The sequence below is a fragment of the Rhodococcus sp. IEGM 1318 genome, assembly GCF_033142465.1.
Taxonomy (GTDB): Bacteria; Actinomycetota; Actinomycetes; order Mycobacteriales; family Mycobacteriaceae; genus Rhodococcus_F; species Rhodococcus_F qingshengii_B.
On record NZ_JAWLSC010000018.1, the window covers coordinates 35,433 to 52,428 of the forward strand.

Annotated in this window: 18 protein-coding genes and 1 pseudogene; 8 read left to right on the plus strand and 11 right to left on the minus strand. The window is 61.9% G+C overall.

Annotated elements, in window-relative coordinates; all coding sequences use genetic code 11:
• Positions 1–26: 26 nt before the first annotated feature.
• From R4P65_RS29585 to R4P65_RS29610, 6 genes and pseudogenes are all read right to left on the minus strand, one after another.
• Positions 27–254: a DUF2892 domain-containing protein gene (locus R4P65_RS29585; protein ID WP_317829141.1), complete on the minus strand. Its 228-nt coding sequence runs from the start codon at positions 252–254 to the stop codon at positions 27–29.
• Positions 255–306: 52 nt separating this feature from the next.
• On the minus strand, positions 307–576 hold the full coding sequence (locus R4P65_RS29590) for a metal-sensitive transcriptional regulator (protein ID WP_317829142.1): 270 nt from the start codon (positions 574–576) through the stop codon (positions 307–309).
• A 116-nt stretch (positions 577–692) separates the two neighbouring features.
• Positions 693–2,846 carry an MMPL family transporter gene (locus R4P65_RS29595; protein ID WP_317829143.1) on the minus strand — a complete coding sequence of 718 codons (2,154 nt, stop codon included), beginning with the start codon at positions 2,844–2,846 and terminating at the stop codon, positions 693–695.
• A gap of 66 nt (positions 2,847–2,912) precedes the next feature.
• Positions 2,913–3,077, minus strand: coding sequence for a hypothetical protein (locus R4P65_RS29600; protein ID WP_317829144.1), 165 nt, complete (start codon positions 3,075–3,077; stop codon positions 2,913–2,915).
• Between the two features lie 59 nt (positions 3,078–3,136).
• Positions 3,137–4,519: an MBL fold metallo-hydrolase gene (locus tag R4P65_RS29605; protein ID WP_317829145.1), complete on the minus strand. Its 1,383-nt coding sequence runs from the start codon at positions 4,517–4,519 to the stop codon at positions 3,137–3,139.
• A 395-nt stretch (positions 4,520–4,914) separates the two neighbouring features.
• Positions 4,915–5,871 (minus strand): annotated as a pseudogene (locus tag R4P65_RS29610) (heavy metal translocating P-type ATPase); the annotation flags it as partial.
• Positions 5,872–6,513: 642 nt separating this feature from the next.
• Between R4P65_RS29610 and R4P65_RS29615 the strand changes: the two are divergent.
• Positions 6,514–7,668 (plus strand): APC family permease, encoded by a 1,155-nt coding sequence (locus R4P65_RS29615; protein WP_411742601.1) that lies wholly within the window; start codon positions 6,514–6,516, stop codon positions 7,666–7,668.
• Positions 7,669–7,694: 26 nt separating this feature from the next.
• On the opposite strand, the gene R4P65_RS29620 is transcribed toward R4P65_RS29615, so the two are convergent.
• The gene (locus R4P65_RS29620) at positions 7,695–8,006 is read right to left on the minus strand and encodes a PadR family transcriptional regulator (protein ID WP_024488189.1); all 312 of its coding nucleotides are present in this window, start codon (positions 8,004–8,006) and stop codon (positions 7,695–7,697) included.
• A gap of 235 nt (positions 8,007–8,241) precedes the next feature.
• On the opposite strand from R4P65_RS29620, the gene R4P65_RS29625 reads away from it, so the two are divergent.
• The 4 genes from R4P65_RS29625 to R4P65_RS29640 all read left to right on the plus strand — a co-directional run bounded on the left by R4P65_RS29625 (position 8,242) and on the right by R4P65_RS29640 (position 12,568).
• Complete coding sequence (locus R4P65_RS29625; protein WP_317829147.1) at positions 8,242–9,447, plus strand: tyrosine-type recombinase/integrase; 1,206 nt, start codon at positions 8,242–8,244, stop codon at positions 9,445–9,447.
• A complete protein-coding gene (locus tag R4P65_RS29630) occupies positions 9,434–10,279 on the plus strand; it encodes a hypothetical protein (RefSeq protein ID WP_317829148.1) in 846 nt (281 codons plus the stop codon). Before R4P65_RS29625 ends, R4P65_RS29630 begins: the two co-directional genes overlap by 14 nt.
• 54 nt (positions 10,280–10,333) lie before the next feature.
• The gene (locus R4P65_RS29635; RefSeq protein ID WP_317829149.1) at positions 10,334–11,848 is read left to right on the plus strand and encodes a tyrosine-type recombinase/integrase; all 1,515 of its coding nucleotides are present in this window, start codon (positions 10,334–10,336) and stop codon (positions 11,846–11,848) included.
• A gap of 330 nt (positions 11,849–12,178) precedes the next feature.
• Positions 12,179–12,568, plus strand: a complete 390-nt coding sequence (locus R4P65_RS29640) for a hypothetical protein (RefSeq protein ID WP_317829150.1) — start codon at positions 12,179–12,181, stop codon at positions 12,566–12,568.
• A 22-nt stretch (positions 12,569–12,590) separates the two neighbouring features.
• Here the strand turns inward: R4P65_RS29640 and R4P65_RS29645 are convergent, their stop codons facing one another.
• Together R4P65_RS29645 and R4P65_RS29650 are read right to left on the minus strand one after the other, a co-directional pair.
• The gene (locus tag R4P65_RS29645) at positions 12,591–12,935 is read right to left on the minus strand and encodes a transcriptional regulator (protein WP_317829151.1); all 345 of its coding nucleotides are present in this window, start codon (positions 12,933–12,935) and stop codon (positions 12,591–12,593) included.
• A 2-nt stretch (positions 12,936–12,937) separates the two neighbouring features.
• Positions 12,938–13,624, minus strand: a complete 687-nt coding sequence (locus tag R4P65_RS29650) for a hypothetical protein (protein WP_317829152.1) — start codon at positions 13,622–13,624, stop codon at positions 12,938–12,940.
• A 142-nt stretch (positions 13,625–13,766) separates the two neighbouring features.
• Here R4P65_RS29650 and R4P65_RS29655 point away from each other — a divergent pair, with 142 nt between their 5' ends.
• Positions 13,767–14,393 carry a Clp protease N-terminal domain-containing protein gene (locus R4P65_RS29655; protein ID WP_317829153.1) on the plus strand — a complete coding sequence of 209 codons (627 nt, stop codon included), beginning with the start codon at positions 13,767–13,769 and terminating at the stop codon, positions 14,391–14,393.
• A 343-nt stretch (positions 14,394–14,736) separates the two neighbouring features.
• Here R4P65_RS29655 and R4P65_RS33245 read toward each other — a convergent pair whose 3' ends face one another.
• Positions 14,737–14,892: a hypothetical protein gene (locus tag R4P65_RS33245; RefSeq protein ID WP_411742600.1), complete on the minus strand. Its 156-nt coding sequence runs from the start codon at positions 14,890–14,892 to the stop codon at positions 14,737–14,739.
• 310 nt (positions 14,893–15,202) lie between these two features.
• Here R4P65_RS33245 and R4P65_RS29665 point away from each other — a divergent pair, with 310 nt between their 5' ends.
• Both R4P65_RS29665 and R4P65_RS29670 read left to right on the plus strand, forming a co-directional pair.
• Positions 15,203–15,469, plus strand: a complete 267-nt coding sequence (locus R4P65_RS29665) for a hypothetical protein (protein ID WP_317829154.1) — start codon at positions 15,203–15,205, stop codon at positions 15,467–15,469.
• Positions 15,470–15,479: 10 nt separating this feature from the next.
• On the plus strand, positions 15,480–15,821 hold the full coding sequence (locus tag R4P65_RS29670) for a DUF6968 family protein (protein ID WP_317829155.1): 342 nt from the start codon (positions 15,480–15,482) through the stop codon (positions 15,819–15,821).
• A 203-nt stretch (positions 15,822–16,024) separates the two neighbouring features.
• On the opposite strand, the gene R4P65_RS29675 is transcribed toward R4P65_RS29670, so the two are convergent.
• Positions 16,025–16,996 carry a site-specific integrase gene (locus R4P65_RS29675; RefSeq protein WP_317829175.1) on the minus strand — a complete coding sequence of 324 codons (972 nt, stop codon included), beginning with the start codon at positions 16,994–16,996 and terminating at the stop codon, positions 16,025–16,027.

A 16,996-nucleotide genomic window follows, 5' to 3' on the forward strand; every position in this document is an offset into this window, starting at 1 on the left:
CCAGGGGATTGGGGGTCTGGGATCGGTCAGCGGGTGCCGAGCCGCGGGATGCCGAGGCGTTGGAGTATCAGGCTCATCGGGCACCAGCCCACTGCGCTGTAGAGCAGCAGATTCGCAGCGACGAATACGGTGAGAAGCAGCCACCACATGGAGAAGGCGAGCGTCAGCGCCACACTGAGCAGGACGACCATCCCGCCCAATAGTGGAACGATCCGTTCGATGGTCCAGCCGTGGTGCCGTGGCAGAGCTGCCATAACCGTCGGTGCCGTCCTTTCCGTTCGTTGTTCCGCGGTCGCCGCCTCGGGCTCAGGCGAGCGCGAGGAAAAGCTTTTCGAGTTCGGCTTCGGTCATCGGTTCCTTACCGTTCTCGGTACCGCCGGTCATGCATTCACGCAGCCCGGTAGCGACGATCTTGAAGCCGGCCCGGTCCAGGGCCCGCGAGACCGCAGCGAGTTGAGTGACGACGTCCTTGCAGTCCCGGCCCTGTTCGATCATCGAGATCACTCCGGCGAGCTGGCCGTGCGCGCGGCGGAGCCGGTTGAGTACCAATGCGATGCTGTCCTCGTCGCCGACCATGGGAGTTCCTTCCGAAGATGAATCAGTAACCTCAAATATACCCCTACGGGTATATCCGGGTGGGTGGTTCGGCAGATCTGTGCGTCACAGTGGCCGAACCACGCCATCCGAACCTGTCAGTGCGAGAAACTGATGTTGGGCAATACCTTTCGCAACCACGCCGGGGACCACCACGCGGCATGCCCGGTCAACCGCAGGAGCACCGGCAACAGGATCAGCCGAATCAGGACCGCGTCGAGCAGTACAGCGACACCGAGAATGATGCCCATCTCCTTCGGCGGCAACGGATCAGCGAGCGCGAAGGTGAAGAACACGGCCACCATCACCGCGGCAGCGGCGAGGATCACCCGCCCCGAATGAGCCAGGCCGTCGACGTGCGCGACCTTGGGATCACCTGAGCGCTCGTAATGCTCCTTCGCCGTGGCCAACAAGAACACGGTGTAGTCCATCGCGATCGCAAAGATCATCGCGAAGAAGAACACCGGCCCCCACCCGTCGAGGAACCCCTGCGGGGTGAAACCGAGCAACGACGCGCCGTGCCCGTCCTGGAAGATCAACTTCGCGACCCCGAATGCGGCGGCGGTGGAGAGCAAGCTGACCACGGTACCGAGGATGGCGATCAACGGCGCCTGCAGCGCCACCAGGAGCAGCAGGAACCCGAGAACCAGGATGATGCCGACGATCAGCGGGAGGTAGTCGTTCAGCGCTTGCTGCAGATCGAGGTTCTCCGCCGGTGCGCCGCCCACCAGAGCGCCCGAGGGAAGGTCCGCACGCAAGGTGTCGAGGATGGTGCCCATCTGTGCGTCGGACGGGTCGACGGTAGGCATGGCCTGCAACATCACAAAGTCGCTGCCATCGAGTGCGGGTTGCGGCGGCGTCACCATGGCGATGCCGTCGACTCCGGAAGCAGCCTGCGCTGTCTGCGCGCCCTCCGCGGCGGGGGCGATGATCTGCAACATGCCCGGCGCCCCCTCACCCATCTGAGCTTGGACGAGTTCGTAGCCCTGGCGGACCGGGGCGTCGGCGGGGACAACCGCGATGGAGGGCATCGCCACCTTGAGCCCGAGCACCGGGATCGACAGTGCGATCAGTACCAGGAGCGAACCGATGGCGAACGGCCACGGGTGCTTGTGCAGCAGCTCGCCCCAGGCGGCGAACTTCGGGGAGCGGTGTTCCTGACGCTTGGCGTAGGGCAGGGATCCAGCATTGACCTTGGTGCCGAGTTTCCCGAGAACGGCAGGCAACAGAGTCATCGAGGCGAGCAGGACGAAGAACACGGCGAGCATGATGCCGATAGCCATCGTCCGCACGGCCGGTGCCGGAACCAGCAGGACCGCAGAGAGGCTCACGAGCACCGTGATTCCGGACAGGACGACGGCCTTGCCCGCGGTGTCCATGGTTTCCGCGACCGCCGCCCGCGGCGACGATGCATGGCGTATCGCGTCGCGGAAGCGGGAGACGATGAACAAGGCGTAGTCGATACCGAGGGCGAGAGCGAACATCATCGCAAAGTTCATCGCCCACACCGAGATCGGAGTGACCTGGTTGAGCAGGACCAGGCCACCTGCGGAGGCGACGAGCCCGGCCAGAGTCAACAGCAACGGGAGCCCTGCGGCGACGAGGGACCCGAACGCGAGCACCATGATCGCGAGGGTGACCGGCCAGGAGAACAGTTCGGCCTGAATCATCGCATCGTGGTTCGCTTTGTTGAAATCACTCCACAGTGCCGAAGTACCGGTGGGATAGACCTCGATGCCGTCACCGGACAGGGCAGTCAACTCCCCCTTGAGATCGTCGACGGCCTTGACCATCTCGTCGGAGCTTGCGTTGGCGCCGGCGATGAGAATTCCGGTGTGCCCGTCGGGGCTGATGGACATTCCCGGCTGGGGCGCGACGATCGCACCGAAGCGAGGGTCCCCGGCGAAGACATCGGTGACCTCGGTGAGGGTGTGCTGCATGTCGGGGCTGTCGACGGTGCGGTCGTCGGAATGCACGACAACCTGGACCGCGGCGGAAGAGTTGCCGCCGAAGTGTTCCTGCGCGAGTTCGCGGACCTGGACGGATTCGGATCCGTTGGCCTGCCATCCGGCGCCGGCGAGGGAACTGAACACCGACGGTGCGGCGGCACCGAGTGCGATGAGCACGATCAGCCAGACGCCGAGCACCCATTGTGCGTTGCCGGCCATCGATGCGCCCATGCGGCCGAGTACCCCGCCGGACGCGTGTGAGATCGGCGAAACGCCGTCCCCGACCTTGGTGTTACTGGACATTGGTTGACTCCTGAAGATGTGAAGGGTTCGAGCGTGAGCGAGCGCCGGGTCATCCGGTGCGGCGGGTCAGCGTCCGAAGAGGGAGCGGAAGAAGCCGGGCGGAGCGGCTGCGGCAGGGGCGCAGGTGCAGCGCTGCGCTTTCGGGACGCCGGCCATGACGTGGTCGGCGTGCTGGCCGCATCCTGCCCAGGTGGTCTTGGAGCAGGAGGAACATGTCGTGGTGTAACACATGGTGGGAACTCCTCGTCAGGGGTGCGGTGCCCTGTTCTGGGCACGAAAGTTGTTGTCAATCAGTTGGACTCGGCAGCGCGTTCGGCCCAAGCCGTGTATCCGCCGACCAGGTCGCTGACGTTCTCGATGCCGTCGGCCCGCAACAGTGATGCCGCGACGGACGAGCGCCAGCCGCCGGCGCAGTGAACGACGATCGGCTTGTTTCGTGGCAGGTCCGCGAGTTGGGAACGCAACTGGGCGAGGGGAATCGACTGTGCGCCGTCGATGACACCGAAGTCGCGCTCGCCGGGGTTACGGATGTCGATCAACGTGACAGCATCCATGTCCAGCAGCTCTTCGAGCTCGGACACCGTGGTGCGCAGCGCAGGGCGGACAAGGTCGGCGAGCGCGCCTGGGAAAGTGCCGTCGGCGTCGACGGTGAGGTACCCGGCTGCGTTGTCGGATCCGATGCGCGCCAAACGCATCGCCGCATCCTGTTCCTCACCCGGATTGGCGATGAGTACGATGCGCTCGCCGATATCGGCGACCATGCCGCCGGTTTCGGCGAATCTACCGTCGAAACCGACATTGACCGAACCCCGCAGATGCCCGGCCGCGAAGTCCTCGGGGGTGCGGGCATCGAGAACACGTGTTCCACTGTCCATTTCACTCCGGAGCTCTCCCGGCGAGAGTTCGGGAATACGCCGGTCTTGTTCGAGGAGTGCGCGATTCGACTTGTTCAGGGCGACATCGGTGGAGAAATACTCCGGCACCGCAGGCTGGCCGTCGGTGACCAGAGCGACGAACGCGTCTTCGCTCATCGGCTGCACCGACGGGTTCGTGCGGCGTTGCTCGCCGATGGTGGAGGTCAACTCGGTCGAGAGGTTCTTGCCGCAGGACGATCCTGCGCCGTGGGCCGGCATGACGGTCACCTCATCGGGCAAGGTCAGCAGCGTCTCGTGGACTGTGCGGTACATCGCCCGAGCCAGGTCGGTGTTGGTGCCGTCGCCGAGGTTTGCAAGGTCGGGGCGACCGACGTCGCCGATGAACAGAGAGTCCCCGGTCAGCACAGCGGAAGGCGCGGCATTTGAATTCTCCCGCACCAGCAGACTGATCGACTCCCATGTGTGACCTGGGGTGGAGAGGATCTCGATGTCCACCTCCCCCAGCGTCAGGTGCTCGCCGTGACGCAGTCGGCGAATCGGGTAGTCGGTGTCCGCGGTTTCACCGAAGCCGATCCACGCACCGGTCGCCTCGAGCAACTCGAGGTGGCCGGAGACGAAGTCCGCATGAAAGTGCGTGTTGACGACACCCTCGATGGTCATTCCGTAGCGGGCTGCGTCCTCGAGGTATTCGGCGATGTCGCGGCGCGGGTCGACCACGATGGCACGGCCGGTGCTCTCGTCACCGATCATGTACGACGCATGCGAGAGGCACTCGATGTAGTACTGCTCGAGGATCATCGAACAACCTTCCCTGTCCTGTGGAGTGCGCTGACTACAGGTTGCCATATACCCCCCAGGGTATGTCAAGTACCCCAGGGGGTATACCGGGTGCAGGCCAGGAACACCGAGAAGGAGAGATCGGAACAACTGCATGAAAAGCGGAAACGAGTCGGACGAGAGCATCAAGTTTCGATGCAATCCCACACCTCGTTGGGGTCACCGGATGGTTGGTCTGCGACGGCGCTACCCAAGCGAGCACATAGTTCATGAAACACCGCCAAACACCGGAGCTCAGGACGGAATTCCCGCCTCAGAGGTCCGGGCACCGCAAACAGCGCTACCGGAATTGAGCGTGCCCATCAAATCGGGAACACTCCAGTCGGCTGAGGACTGAGGGAACCCGTTCTTCGATGTCACGTGCACCCTTCTCCAGATATCGACGGGGCGCGCCCGGTCAGTGCTGTCTTTCGCCCTTCGGGGAGTTCGGTGTCGGCGAGAGTGAAGTAGTTCTCTTCTTCTTGCAGGAAGTGCAGGTGCAGCAATGCATGCAGCCCGTAGAGGCAGGCCCGCAGATCGTCGACCTGGCTGGGTTGGATGCCGCCGGCCTCGTGAGCCAGTTGCAGGTGGTTGCCGATGCGGTCGGTCAGCCGGTGGATCTCGGCGTGGGTTCGACTCATTGTGGCCGTTGCCTCGGCGCTGCCCAGCGGCATCGCCAACGCCGGATACAGCTCGGTCTGTTCGGCGTCCTCGTGCGGCAATAGTCGTTCGGTGAGAAAGTTCTGCGCTCGGGTCAAGGCATCGATCGCAGGTTTGCCAGACCCGGCAGAAACATTGTCGGCGGCATCACGCAGCAGCGTCAGTGCGTCGCGTAGTTGGTCGTGCTCGCCGGAAAAGCGGCGCAGCATCGCTTCGGTGCCATCCGGTAACTCAATCCCGGCGGCAGGGTTGCCTCGCAGCGCACGCAGGGCATTGAGGATCACCGCGACATCGATGCCTTCCTGCAGAAACGCCCCCGCCGCCGGCGGCAGTAGTCCGACCGCGGCAACACCCATCGCCAGCAGGGACAACACCATCCCCGCCACCGCGCTTTGGACCGCAATGCGCCGTGACCAACGTGCGATGTCCATCGCGTCGGCCAGCCTGTCCAAACGGTCGGTCGTCAACACGATGTCGGCGGCCTCGGAGGAGGCCGTTGCACCGCGGGCGCCCATCGCGACGCCGCCCGTGGCCGCAGCCAGAGCAGGGGCATCATTGACGCCGTCGCCGACCATCACGGTCACGGCGCGTTCCCGTTCGGCCCGCACGGCAGCGACCTTGTCGGCGGGGCTCTGATTGGCGTACACCTCGTCCAAGCCCAGCACGGTGGCCACCCCAGATTCCCAAGACAGGAACGCGACAGCACACCCTTCCCAATCTGGTTACGGAACGGTTACAGAAGTGGGAGCGCATTCGGCGATCGAACGCCACATGCGCCGACGCTCACCCGTACGGCAGTTGCCGCGTCGTCTCCACGACAGGAGCCCGAGCTGCGCGTTAGCGCCTACTGCGAGTTCCGTCTTCCACGTGTCAATTCGCCGGACGCAGGTGGACGGCGTCGGCCGTCACCCATAGCCAGAGATCGAGACCCGTTCTTCCATCGCCGGTTTCGGCAGGAACTCGCACGCACCCGAGCTTGTGTACTGGCGGTCATTGACCGCAGTAGATGCGAACCGGCTCAGCTGAGTTACAAGAGAGCAGTGCGCAATCCGATCCCGCGCCAAACTCCTCTGTAACAGTGACGTGTTCAGAGGAGCAATCGTTCACCAGCCGGACATCTCCCAACCGCCCAGTCTGCCGCCTTCACCACTATTATCGAGTCTCGATATCGGAAAACGATATAAGGGTCAACAGAAGTGGATGTTGTGACGTCATCGCAAAGCGAGAAGCCGCCGTCGTCTGCACGTGCAGGTGATTCACCGACGTTGCAACGTCGGCTCGGGGTCACCGATTCGGTTATCATCGGGCTGGGCGCGATGATCGGCGCCGGAATCTTCGCAGCCCTCGGACCAGCAGCCGCAGCAGCTCGCGGTGGTTTGCTGATCGCATTGGCCACCGCAGCAGTGATCGCCTATTGCAATGCGATGTCCTCCGCACGGTTGGCTGCGCTGTATCCGGAATCCGGCGGCACCTACGTCTACGGCCGCGAACGCTTGGGTCCCTTCTGGGGATATCTAGCAGGATGGGGATTCGTCGTCGGCAAGACAGCCTCGTGCGCGGCCATGGCGTTGACCGTGGGCACATATGCGTGGTCCGGCCACGAGCATGCGGTTGCAGTCGCCGCAGTGCTGGTGATCACCGGTGTGAACTACGTGGGTGTGCAGAAGTCGGCGATGCTGGCTCGAATCATCGTGACCGTGGTTCTGGCGGTCCTCGCACTCGTGGTGATCGTGTCTCTGACCGGCGCTTCCACCGCACGCTCACCGTTCACGACAGATGATTCGGCGACCTTCATCGGAGTAATGCAGGCTGCCGGCCTGCTCTTCTTTGCGTTCGCCGGCTACGCACGGATCGCCACCCTCGGCGAGGAAGTTCGCGACCCGAAACGCACCATCCCGCGCGCCATCCCGATCGCCTTGACCATCACGCTAATCGTGTACGCGGTGGTGGCGATCGCGGTTTTGAGCGCACTAGGCACAGAAGGACTCGCTGCGGCGACCGATCCACTGGCACAGGCAGTGCGGGCGGCGGGATTCGGCCAGTTCGAGGTGATCGTGCGGGTCGGCGCTGTCATCGCAGCACTCGGCTCACTGCTCTCGCTGGTGCTGGGGGTCTCACGAACATCGTTCGCGATGGCGCGAGACGGGTATCTGCCACACGCTCTGGCCCAGGTTCATCCGCGGTTCGGAGTGCCCCACCGCGCCGAGTTGGTCGTCGGCGTGGTCGTCGCCGTCATCGCGGCCACCGTCGATGTCCGTGAGGTGATCGGGTTCTCCTCATTCGCAGTACTGGCGTACTACCTGATCGCGAATGCGTCCGCGTGGACGTTGTCACCGCACGCTCGCACTCGTGTGGTGCCGGCGCTCGGAGGAATCGGGTGCATAGTGCTGGCAGCATTCTTGCCAGCCGCATCAGTCGCCGCTGGCATCGGTGTACTCGCGATCGGCGCGCTCTTCTACGCGGCACGTTAGAGGACCACGAAACCTGTTCGGTGAGATCAGTTCTCAGCCCAGGATGGGCCGAGCACTTCACGTGCCAGTTCCGCCAAGGACGCACGGTCCTCGGCCAGAGCTGCCTCTCCGGCTTGCGTGGCGCGGTACACCCTGCGATTGCGTCCTTCGGAGACAATCGATTCCGATTCGAGAAGCCCGTCGACTTCAAGACGGTGCAGCGTCGGATACAAGGTGCCCGGGCTGATCTTGTAACCGTGATGAGCGAGTTCTTCCGACATCCACGCCCCGTAAATCGGTTCCTGCGCAGCGTGATGAAGAATGTGAAGTCGCACAGCGGCCCGCTGGAATTCTTTCATCACCTCACCGACTGTCGGATATCGATATCGGATCTCGATGTTACCCGTGGGGGCAACGTCGAGATTTGAAATCGGCGTCGTCGACTCCAGCGAACCACTGGCAGTGCGTTTCCGAAGTACTTTGCGATGTGGTCAATGGTCAATCACGAACTCTGTCTACAAGCCAACCATTGCCCATCGTGTCTGTTAACTGCACTAAAAGCGGGTATGCCATCCCAACAGCGGGGAGCAGGCGATGGACGAGATTCGGCGGCAGGTTCTCGAGGGACGGATAGAGCTGCCACGGGTCGGGGAGGTCCGGCGAGCGGATCCATCCACAGGTGCGCCGTTCTCCGTGGTCGTCAACGGTACGGACGTAGAGCCGATCACGGCATACCTGACCGATCTCGTTCTTTCCGACATGAGTCCACTGACCATCAAGTCGTATGCTCACGATCTCCTTCGCTGGTGGAAGGTACTCGCTGCGGTGGACGTGGCATGGCATCAGGCGTCGCGAGCTGAAGTCGAATTGTTGGTCGGGTGGCTCCGCTGCGCGGTCAATCCGCAGCGTCGACGCGCCGATCTTTCAGCGCCGCAGGCAGGTTCGGTCAACGTGCGAACCGGCAAGCCGCTGCTCGTTGCCGGCTACTCTGCCTCGACGATCAACCATACGCTGACGGTGATCTCCGAGTTCTACGAGTTCCACCTCCTTTACGGGCGCGGTCCGTTGCTGAACCCTGTCCCGACCTCGCCTGGTCGCCGCCGATTGGTGGGGCACCGCAACCCGCTCGAGCCTGCACCTCGTCTTCGCCGTCCTCCGCTTCGACAGAAGAAGTCCCAGAGAGCGCCTCGATCGCTTCCGGATCGGATGTGGGACGAACTGTTCGCCGCGATGAAACACGACCGGGACCGCGCCCTGCTGTCCTTCGCAGTCTCGTCCGGAGCACGCGCAAACGAACTGCTCGGAGTAACCGGTGACCGTGTGGATTGGGGCTCGCAGCGGATCTGGGTGGTCTCGAAAGGAACACGTGAACTGTCTGCAGTTCCCGGGTCTCCGGCGGCCTTCGACTATTTGGCCAGATACTTCGACAGATGCGGAACCCCAGGGCCGGCCGAACCGATCTGGCGCACCCTACGCGGTGATACGAGGCCACTGACCTATTGGGCCTTTCGCCGGATCATGCAGCGCGCCAACGAGATCCTCGGAACCAACTGGACTCTGCACGATCTTCGGCATACTGCCGCGGTACGCATGGCGAACGACCCGCAGCTGACGTTGCCGGAAGTTCAAACGATTCTCCGGCATCAGCATCTGTCGACGACCGAAGGCTACTTGCAGCCGCGCATCGAAGAACTACACGACAAACTGCGCGAGCATTTCACTCGCCCACGCCCGCAACTCTCGTACGCCGCGGGCTACCGCGACGAGGACATCGAGGCGGTGTTCGGTGCCGGCAACTGAGAGAGAACGTGTGGTGCGTCCGCAGGATCATCAGTATCGACTGCCGGCGCCGAAGTTCACACGACCTGCCGTCATCGCCGCCCCGCCCGAGCCTCGTTCCCTGCACCGCTACGGCGATCTCGCCGACGCGCCGATCGTGACCATCTGCACGATCGCTGCACAGGTGTGGTCGACGCCAGTCAACCGTCGGCGCATCCGCGATCGGGGACTACGCAAAATGGCCGATTACCTGACCCGGTATCCCGGCAACAGCTGGCAGGAACGCTGGGACGCCAGCCCACTGGCCACGATGACCATCGGCGACGTCGTAGGCGACGGGAGAGCCATCCGTTCGGAGTTCACGCAAGCCGCCCAAGCAGTGTTCGCGCTGCGGATCATCCGCCCGACACTCACCACGTTCCGAGTCAACAAGTTCGTCAACTACACGACACAATTCATCGAAGCAGAACACGATCCGCTGTTGGACGCTTTCGTATCGGCGGTCCGTGCGTCGCCGCTGAGCGAGGTTTACAGACGCTGGGCGGTCTTCGACATCTGCGCGGCCCTGACCACGCAGGGCATACCGTTGGCGGATCTGACGCCAGAGGCGTTCATGCACTACGCGGTGCAAACCCGCCAATCCATGAAGCGTACGGGCGTCCACTACGGGAAGTACGCAGGCCACTCCGCCTGGCAGGTCCTGCATGCGATCGGCCAGTTCCCGGCCTCGGCGCCGAGCACTCTGCGGGGCGCTCTTCGTGCTCCGCAATTGACGACCACACAGATGGTCGATCAGTACCAGGTCGCAAATCCGGCCGTTCGGCAACTGCTCATCGACTACCTCGACCGGTGATGCGCGGAAGTGACGTATTCAGGGCTTTCCCGTCAAGCCTGCATGCTGGTCCGGTTGTTCTGGAAAGGAATCGAACGCATCAACCCCGAGCAGGCGGACCTACGAATCTCGGAAGCTGTCTACCTCGAATGGCGTTCTGCCCTTACCGTTCTCGACGACGGTAGCCCTCGACTGCGCCAAGTCAGTGTTCTCATGGCGATCCGCGCAATGTACTACGACATCCAGGCATGGGCAGTGCACGAGCCGGAGCGCTGGGCGCAGTGGTCCGTGCCCTGCCCGATCCCTCGCAGTGAAATGCGCGCCCTCGCCAAAGACCAGCGGCGGGCACGCGAACGCACTCACGCCACGATCCGAACCTTGCAACCCTTGCTGCCGGTCTTGGTCGAGCATGTCGAGTCACGATACGAACATCTACGAGAGTTGATCGAACACGCCACCGACGCCGGACCGGACGAACAGTTCACCATCCGCGACCAGACCTACACCCGGATCTACTCCCGCGAAGACACCAACCTCGCACGCCGCGGCGAAAGACCACGAGTGCACGTCCGCGATGAAAACACAGGCAAACGAATGGACGTCACCCTCAAGGAAGACGCAGCATTCTGGTCCTGGGCAATCGTGGAGACCCTCCGGCACAGCGGATTACGAATCGAAGAACTCACCGAACTCTCCCATCTGAGCGTGCGCCAATACCAGCGACCGAACGGTGAAGTGATCGCACTGCTCGTGGTAGCTCCGTCCAAGTCCGACCGTGAACGCGTCATCCCCATGTCAGCGGAACTGTTTCACGTGATCGCCCTCGTTATCCGCCGAATCACCGCAGGCAAGACATCAGTGCCGCTCGCCACCCGCTACGACGACTACCAACGAATCACCAGCGACCCGCAACCGTTCCTGTTCCAACGCCACATCGGTCAACGCGTCGAAGTCATGACCACGGGGGCGATCGGAACGAGACTACGAGCCATCTGCGAAGAAATCGCCGCAACGGACCCACGCTTCACCGGAATTCACTTCCGCGCCCACCATTTCCGCCACCTGTTCGTCACCGACCTCGTCAACAACGGCCTACCGATTCACATCGGCGCCGCACTGCTCGGACACCTGAACCTGGAAACCACCCGCGGCTACGTCGCCGTCTTCGACGAAGACGTCACCCGCCACTACCAAGCCCACCTCCAACGCCGAAGAGCGACACGCCCCGCCGAGGAATACCGCCCCGTCACCGCAGAAGAATGGGCAGAATTCGAAGCACACTTCGACAAACGGAAAGTCGAACTCGGCGCCTGCGGACGGCCCTACGCCACACCCTGCGCCCACGAACACGCCTGCATCCGCTGCCCGATGCTGCACGTCGACCCGAAAATGATCCCACGCCTGACCGACATCGAAACCGACCTCATCGCCCGCCGTGAACGCGCCGAAACCGAAGGCTGGCAAGGCGAAATCGAAGGAATCGACCTCACACTCACCTACCTCCACGCCAAGCGCGATCAAGTCCGCCGACAGATCCGTCACAAAGTCGACATCGGACTGCCAAGGGTGAAGAGAGGAAACGACGAATGACGCCCACCTTCCTCGAAGAGCCGGCACGCTAACTGCACGACGGGGATCCAACGTCGACTAGAACAGACAAGAAATCATCCGAATTAGACTCTGACACTCTGCCTCTGGTGGCTTCCAACCGATTCCTGCATGGAATCTTGGCGAAAGCACCCCCGAACCTTTGGCGTGCATCTACCATGATCGCAATGGCATACCAACCGGTTCCATTTTTTTGGGAGCTAACTCTCTCCGGTGTGGTTGTCGTCAAATCCCTACTCGTCCAAGGCGTTAGGGCTCTTGGGCTGCTGCTTTCATGCTGTTCCCCCGGTCATGTCACGAGAGGAAATGTTCATGCGCGTTAAAAAACGAATGATGATCGCACCGATTGTCGCCGCCATTGCTATGGCGATCGCCGCTCCGTCAGCAGCATCGGCCCAACCTGATGTCGGAGCACGTGATGCTCAGGTATCCAACTGGTGGTCGAACATGTACCTGTCGGGATATCCGAGCCTGTGGCATGCCGCTGCGACGAACAGCATTCCGGGAAATGTCAATTACTACAGAGGCCACTTCCAGATAACCGGTCCGAACGGCAAGAATTACAACACGGCCGATACGTACAGTCCGCAAGCCACCACTTCCGGCACTGGCGTAGGCCAGGTTTGCGCCAATCTATGGATCAAAGAAACCCCCTCCAGTGGATACGTATCGTGGGGTAACGCATGTGCCAACGTCTACTAGACGGGCTCCACGGTGACGTCGTCTAGCTCGTACCTGGCCCGGAGCTGTCCCTGGCATCGGCGAATCCCGGGCCGAGTCCGGCCACGATGGCCTTCAGTGATCTGATTTCGCTTACCAGCGCCGAATGTCCGGCGCTGGTAAGCGAAATCCACGTTCGAGGCCGTTTACCGGAGTATCCCTTTTTCATCTCGACCAGGCCCGCGTCAGTCAGGATGCTCAGATGCCGTGAGAGGTTGCCTGCGGTCGCGCCAAGCGCTTCCTGCAAGAACCGAAATTCCACTGCATCGGCTTCGCTGAGGCTCGCGAGAATTCCGAGACGGGTTTTCTGGTGAGCGATATCGTCCAATCCGGACGAAGGATGTCCCATCGTCAGTTCCGTTCCGAGACAGCCAGAACGGCGGCGCCAGCAAGGAGAACGACGGCCGTAAGCGCTACATTGACCACGAGTCCGTATTCGCTCGACATTGGCAGTCCGGCGGCCCGCAGCGGGTTGTCGAGGTTGTACAGGTTCGAGATCAAGCTCGCAGTCAGAGCAGCGACCCCTACGATCGCCAAACTGAGCCGACGGAGCATCACTGCCCAGATCAGTAAGCCGACAGAGATGACGAGCAGTGGGAGTAGCCCACGCCCTGTCAGATTGCCCGGTAAGATCTGCCGGAATACCTGGGGCACAATCATCGTCACCGTGACAAGCAGCAGAAACAGAACGGCTCCCGCACCCACGATCCCGGACGTATTGATACGCACCCCCCGACGATTGCTACGTGAGACCAGATACCAGGCGATCGCGGCATAAGCCAACGGGAGCGCGATCAGCCAATAGCTCACTGCCCAAGCAGGATGCTCCAGCTGACTGAATCCTTGCAAGACGCCAGGTGGTTGCTGGAACCGAGCCCACTGGCCAAAGGGCAGTCGGATGTAGAGCGGCATCGCCAACGCGACGATCACTCCGAGAATCATCACCGGCAGCCATACGCGCGGTCGAGCTTGTCGCGCAGCAGTCCTGGCCGCCTCGGCGGCATCGAGAAGATTTCGCGATTCGCCGTCGGTAGTCACGGGGATCCCCAATCAATTTAGTTTCCTATGTAGACTGGTTTGCACTACAAACCTAACATACGCGGACGCCGAATAGGGCAACCCACACACATCAAAGGGTGTCGAGGGATTGCATGCCCGGCGTAAACCGATGGGAGCGGCGATGTTCGAGAGGTTCACCGACAGTGCTCGCCGCGTTCTCGTCCTGGCCACCGGCGCGGCGCGCACCCGCAGTTGCGAATATGTCGGCACCGAGCACATCCTGCTGGGCTTGATCGACGAAAACGACGGGGTCGCGGCACAAACATTGAAGTCGTTAGCCGTCTCTGTCGATGCTCTCGACTACCGGTTGCCTGCCACCGGTCGTAGTCAGCATCCGCAGTCCGGAGACATCCCGTTCACCCCGAGCGCCAAAAAGATACTCGCACAGAGCCTGCGCGAGACTTCCCTGCTGGGCCACGACCATATCGGCACCGAGCATCTCCTACTCGCTCTTCTCACCGACCCTGAATCGACCGGTGCTCGACTACTGGCAGAGACGATCTCTGTGGACTTCACCCAGCTACGGCAGCAGACCCTGTGGCAAGTTGCCGAGCATCGCCGGACTCCAGAGGCAACGGGACCGAAACACCTCACCATCAGCCTGAACGAAGCTGAACACGCGTTGTGCACGGTCGCCGCCGCCGAAGCCGGCGAACCCATCGAGGTCTGGATCCGCAACACGATTCTCACCGCCGCACGCACGCGCCGCGACGCTCTCGGGAAGGACAACGGAACACCGCCCGAGTAGTGAAGAAATGCCCAAGGAAGAGAATGAATCAACGAGCCCCTCGCAAGTCCCGGGCGGTCCCTCGCGAACGCGCCATACGAGAGAACAAAGCAGACCAGACACCTGTCGCACCTTGACTAGTGCAGAGAATGTATTTTCACCCAAAACTGTTGGGTTGCATCGAGATACCCGGACATATAGAGCGCGGATGTTTTCACCCGCATGCTCACATGATCGGCGCGTGATGCTCCTCCGCGTCCGAAAGGGAGCGCCCTCCCGATGTCTACTTTCACGGCCCTCGGGGGGTCGAATGTCCTAATGACGGGGTGATCGGGCCAGCGTTCGGTCCAATGGTCGGAATTGATCACTGTGCCGCCCGGAGCGGCGGTGTCGCTGCGACGGCGCTGTCGTCGACGGTCGCCCAGCGAAGCTGCCCGCTCTCGTCGCGGATCTCCAGGCTGCCTGTGCGTTGTCGAAATCCTTTGCCGACGGCCGCGACGTCGAGCCGAACGCCTGTCACACGCCCTCTCCCCGCTGACAGACCTGTATATCCGGACACTCGCGACGAGATCCGCAGATCCGGGCCGTCCCATTGCCCTTCTGTGACGATCAACAGCGATCCCTTACTTCTTTACCGGACCAAGTCTGGGCGCACCGTCGATCCCGCCTATAAGCAATTGGATTGAATAAACAACCCGGGTTCTACTGCTCCGTCTCGAGACCTTCGGATTTAAGTTGAAGTTTCATCCATCAAGCGAAAAGTGTCTCGTTAGGTGACACTAATACGACAAGCCTGGTTGGTTTGTTTACGGACATCGAAAGCGTGGGGCATGAAGAGACTGGGAATTGCGATCGGTGCCGGGGCACTTGCACTAGGGATCACATTTGGTGCGTCCGGCGCGGCCAGCGCTGCGCCGGTGCTCGTTCCGGTGCAGCAGAGCAGCATTGCTGGGCCTATGCAGAAGGGATCGGCGGCCTCATGCGCCAAGCTCTATGCGAGAGTTGCAGGAAAATGCAAGTGGGTTCCGCTCCCGCCAGCGCGTGCTGCCTGCTACGCCGCAGCAGCCGCAACGTACGCAGCATGTCTCGCAGGATAGGAGAACAAGTATGTATCCGTTTACCGAGTCGGTCGCATCTCGCACGCTCACAGGAAAGTCAGGTGACATCACACTCGAACTGGGAAAACCGGTACAGGACACTGACGGACCGGACTGGTTTTGCCCGTGGCGCGTCTCCGGTCTCGCTGATGGCGACATCGAAAGCTTCACCGCAGGAGTCGATTCCCTTCAAGCATTGATCTTCGCGTTGGCCGCGATCGGCGATCTGGTGGAATCGGAAAAAGACGAGAACTTCCGTTTCGTCGACACTCCCCATCTAGGGCTGCTTCGTACAGAATCGACGAGCAGCGACATCTGGCAGGCCGCCGTCAACTACCCGACAGCATTCTAAGGGCACTGACACGATCGGCACGGCTTCGATATCGTTGCCGCGCTATGGTGGCCATGGTTTACGCACAACCATGGCCACCATAGCGAGAGATTATCCACCCGATTCATCAATTTCGTGTCCGAGAGACGATGCCCGCACTCTTGCGAAGGCACAAGCCACCTGCGCGGATCTGGCAGCCTACATTCTGGATGAATTCCGTCCGATCATTGGCGTGAGTCTTCGACGACGGGAATTCCGAGGTCGGTGATCGACCGAGATGCAGTGTTGGTGCGGTTACGTATTCGGTCGAGGCTCGCGATTTTGACCGCGGCGGCATTGAGGCTGACGGTGAGACCCTCGACTTCACCGGTCCATCCATTGCCGCGGGCCTCGTCGATGCGGTCGCGTAGGTTCGCCGCTATTTCTGCGAGCCTGTCACGCGAGCGCGGATCGATGTGCAGGCTTGGGCACCGGATACAGGCGTGCTCGTGTTTGCATGGCGTTCCGTAGGGCCGGCCGCAGGTGCCGAGTTCGAGTTTGCGTTGCTCGAAGTGCTGTTGAAAGTCGTTCCACTCGGCGTCGGTGGGTTCGCGGTACTCGTCGTCGGGCCGCTGGGCGCGGCGTGCGTCGAGGAATGTGCGGTAGGCGCGGACCAGTTGTTCGTCGAACACCGCGGTGTAGACCTGCGTAGTCGAGATGTGTTTGTGCCCTAGCAATTTAGAGACGATGTGTACGGGGAGGCCGCTGCCGACGGATTCGGTGGCGAACATTCTGCGGAAGTCGTGTGGTGTGCAGTGCAGAGGCTTACCCGCGGCATCGACAATTCCGGTTGCCGTGAGAGTCTGGGTAAGCCACTTCTGGATCACTGAATTTCCTGGCACCGCCCATTTCCAACCTTGACGGTGTTGGAACAAGTGGGGAAGCGGCGGGCTCATCACTCGTTCGTAACGATCGTAGCGGGACGTGATCGGCACTGCACCGCTGCTGTTCGAACGCAGGCGCGCGATGATAGTAGCCAACACGTGAGCCAGCTCCGGGCTGACCAACAAAAGCCGTTCTTCGTTGCTCTTCGACGGGACGATCTGGAGCATCGGGACGACCTCACCAGTGGAGGGAAGTTTGTATGACACCACACCCAGGTGGGTGATTTCCAGGAGCTCCTCGATGCGAACCCCCGTGTGCCGCAACGTCTCGAT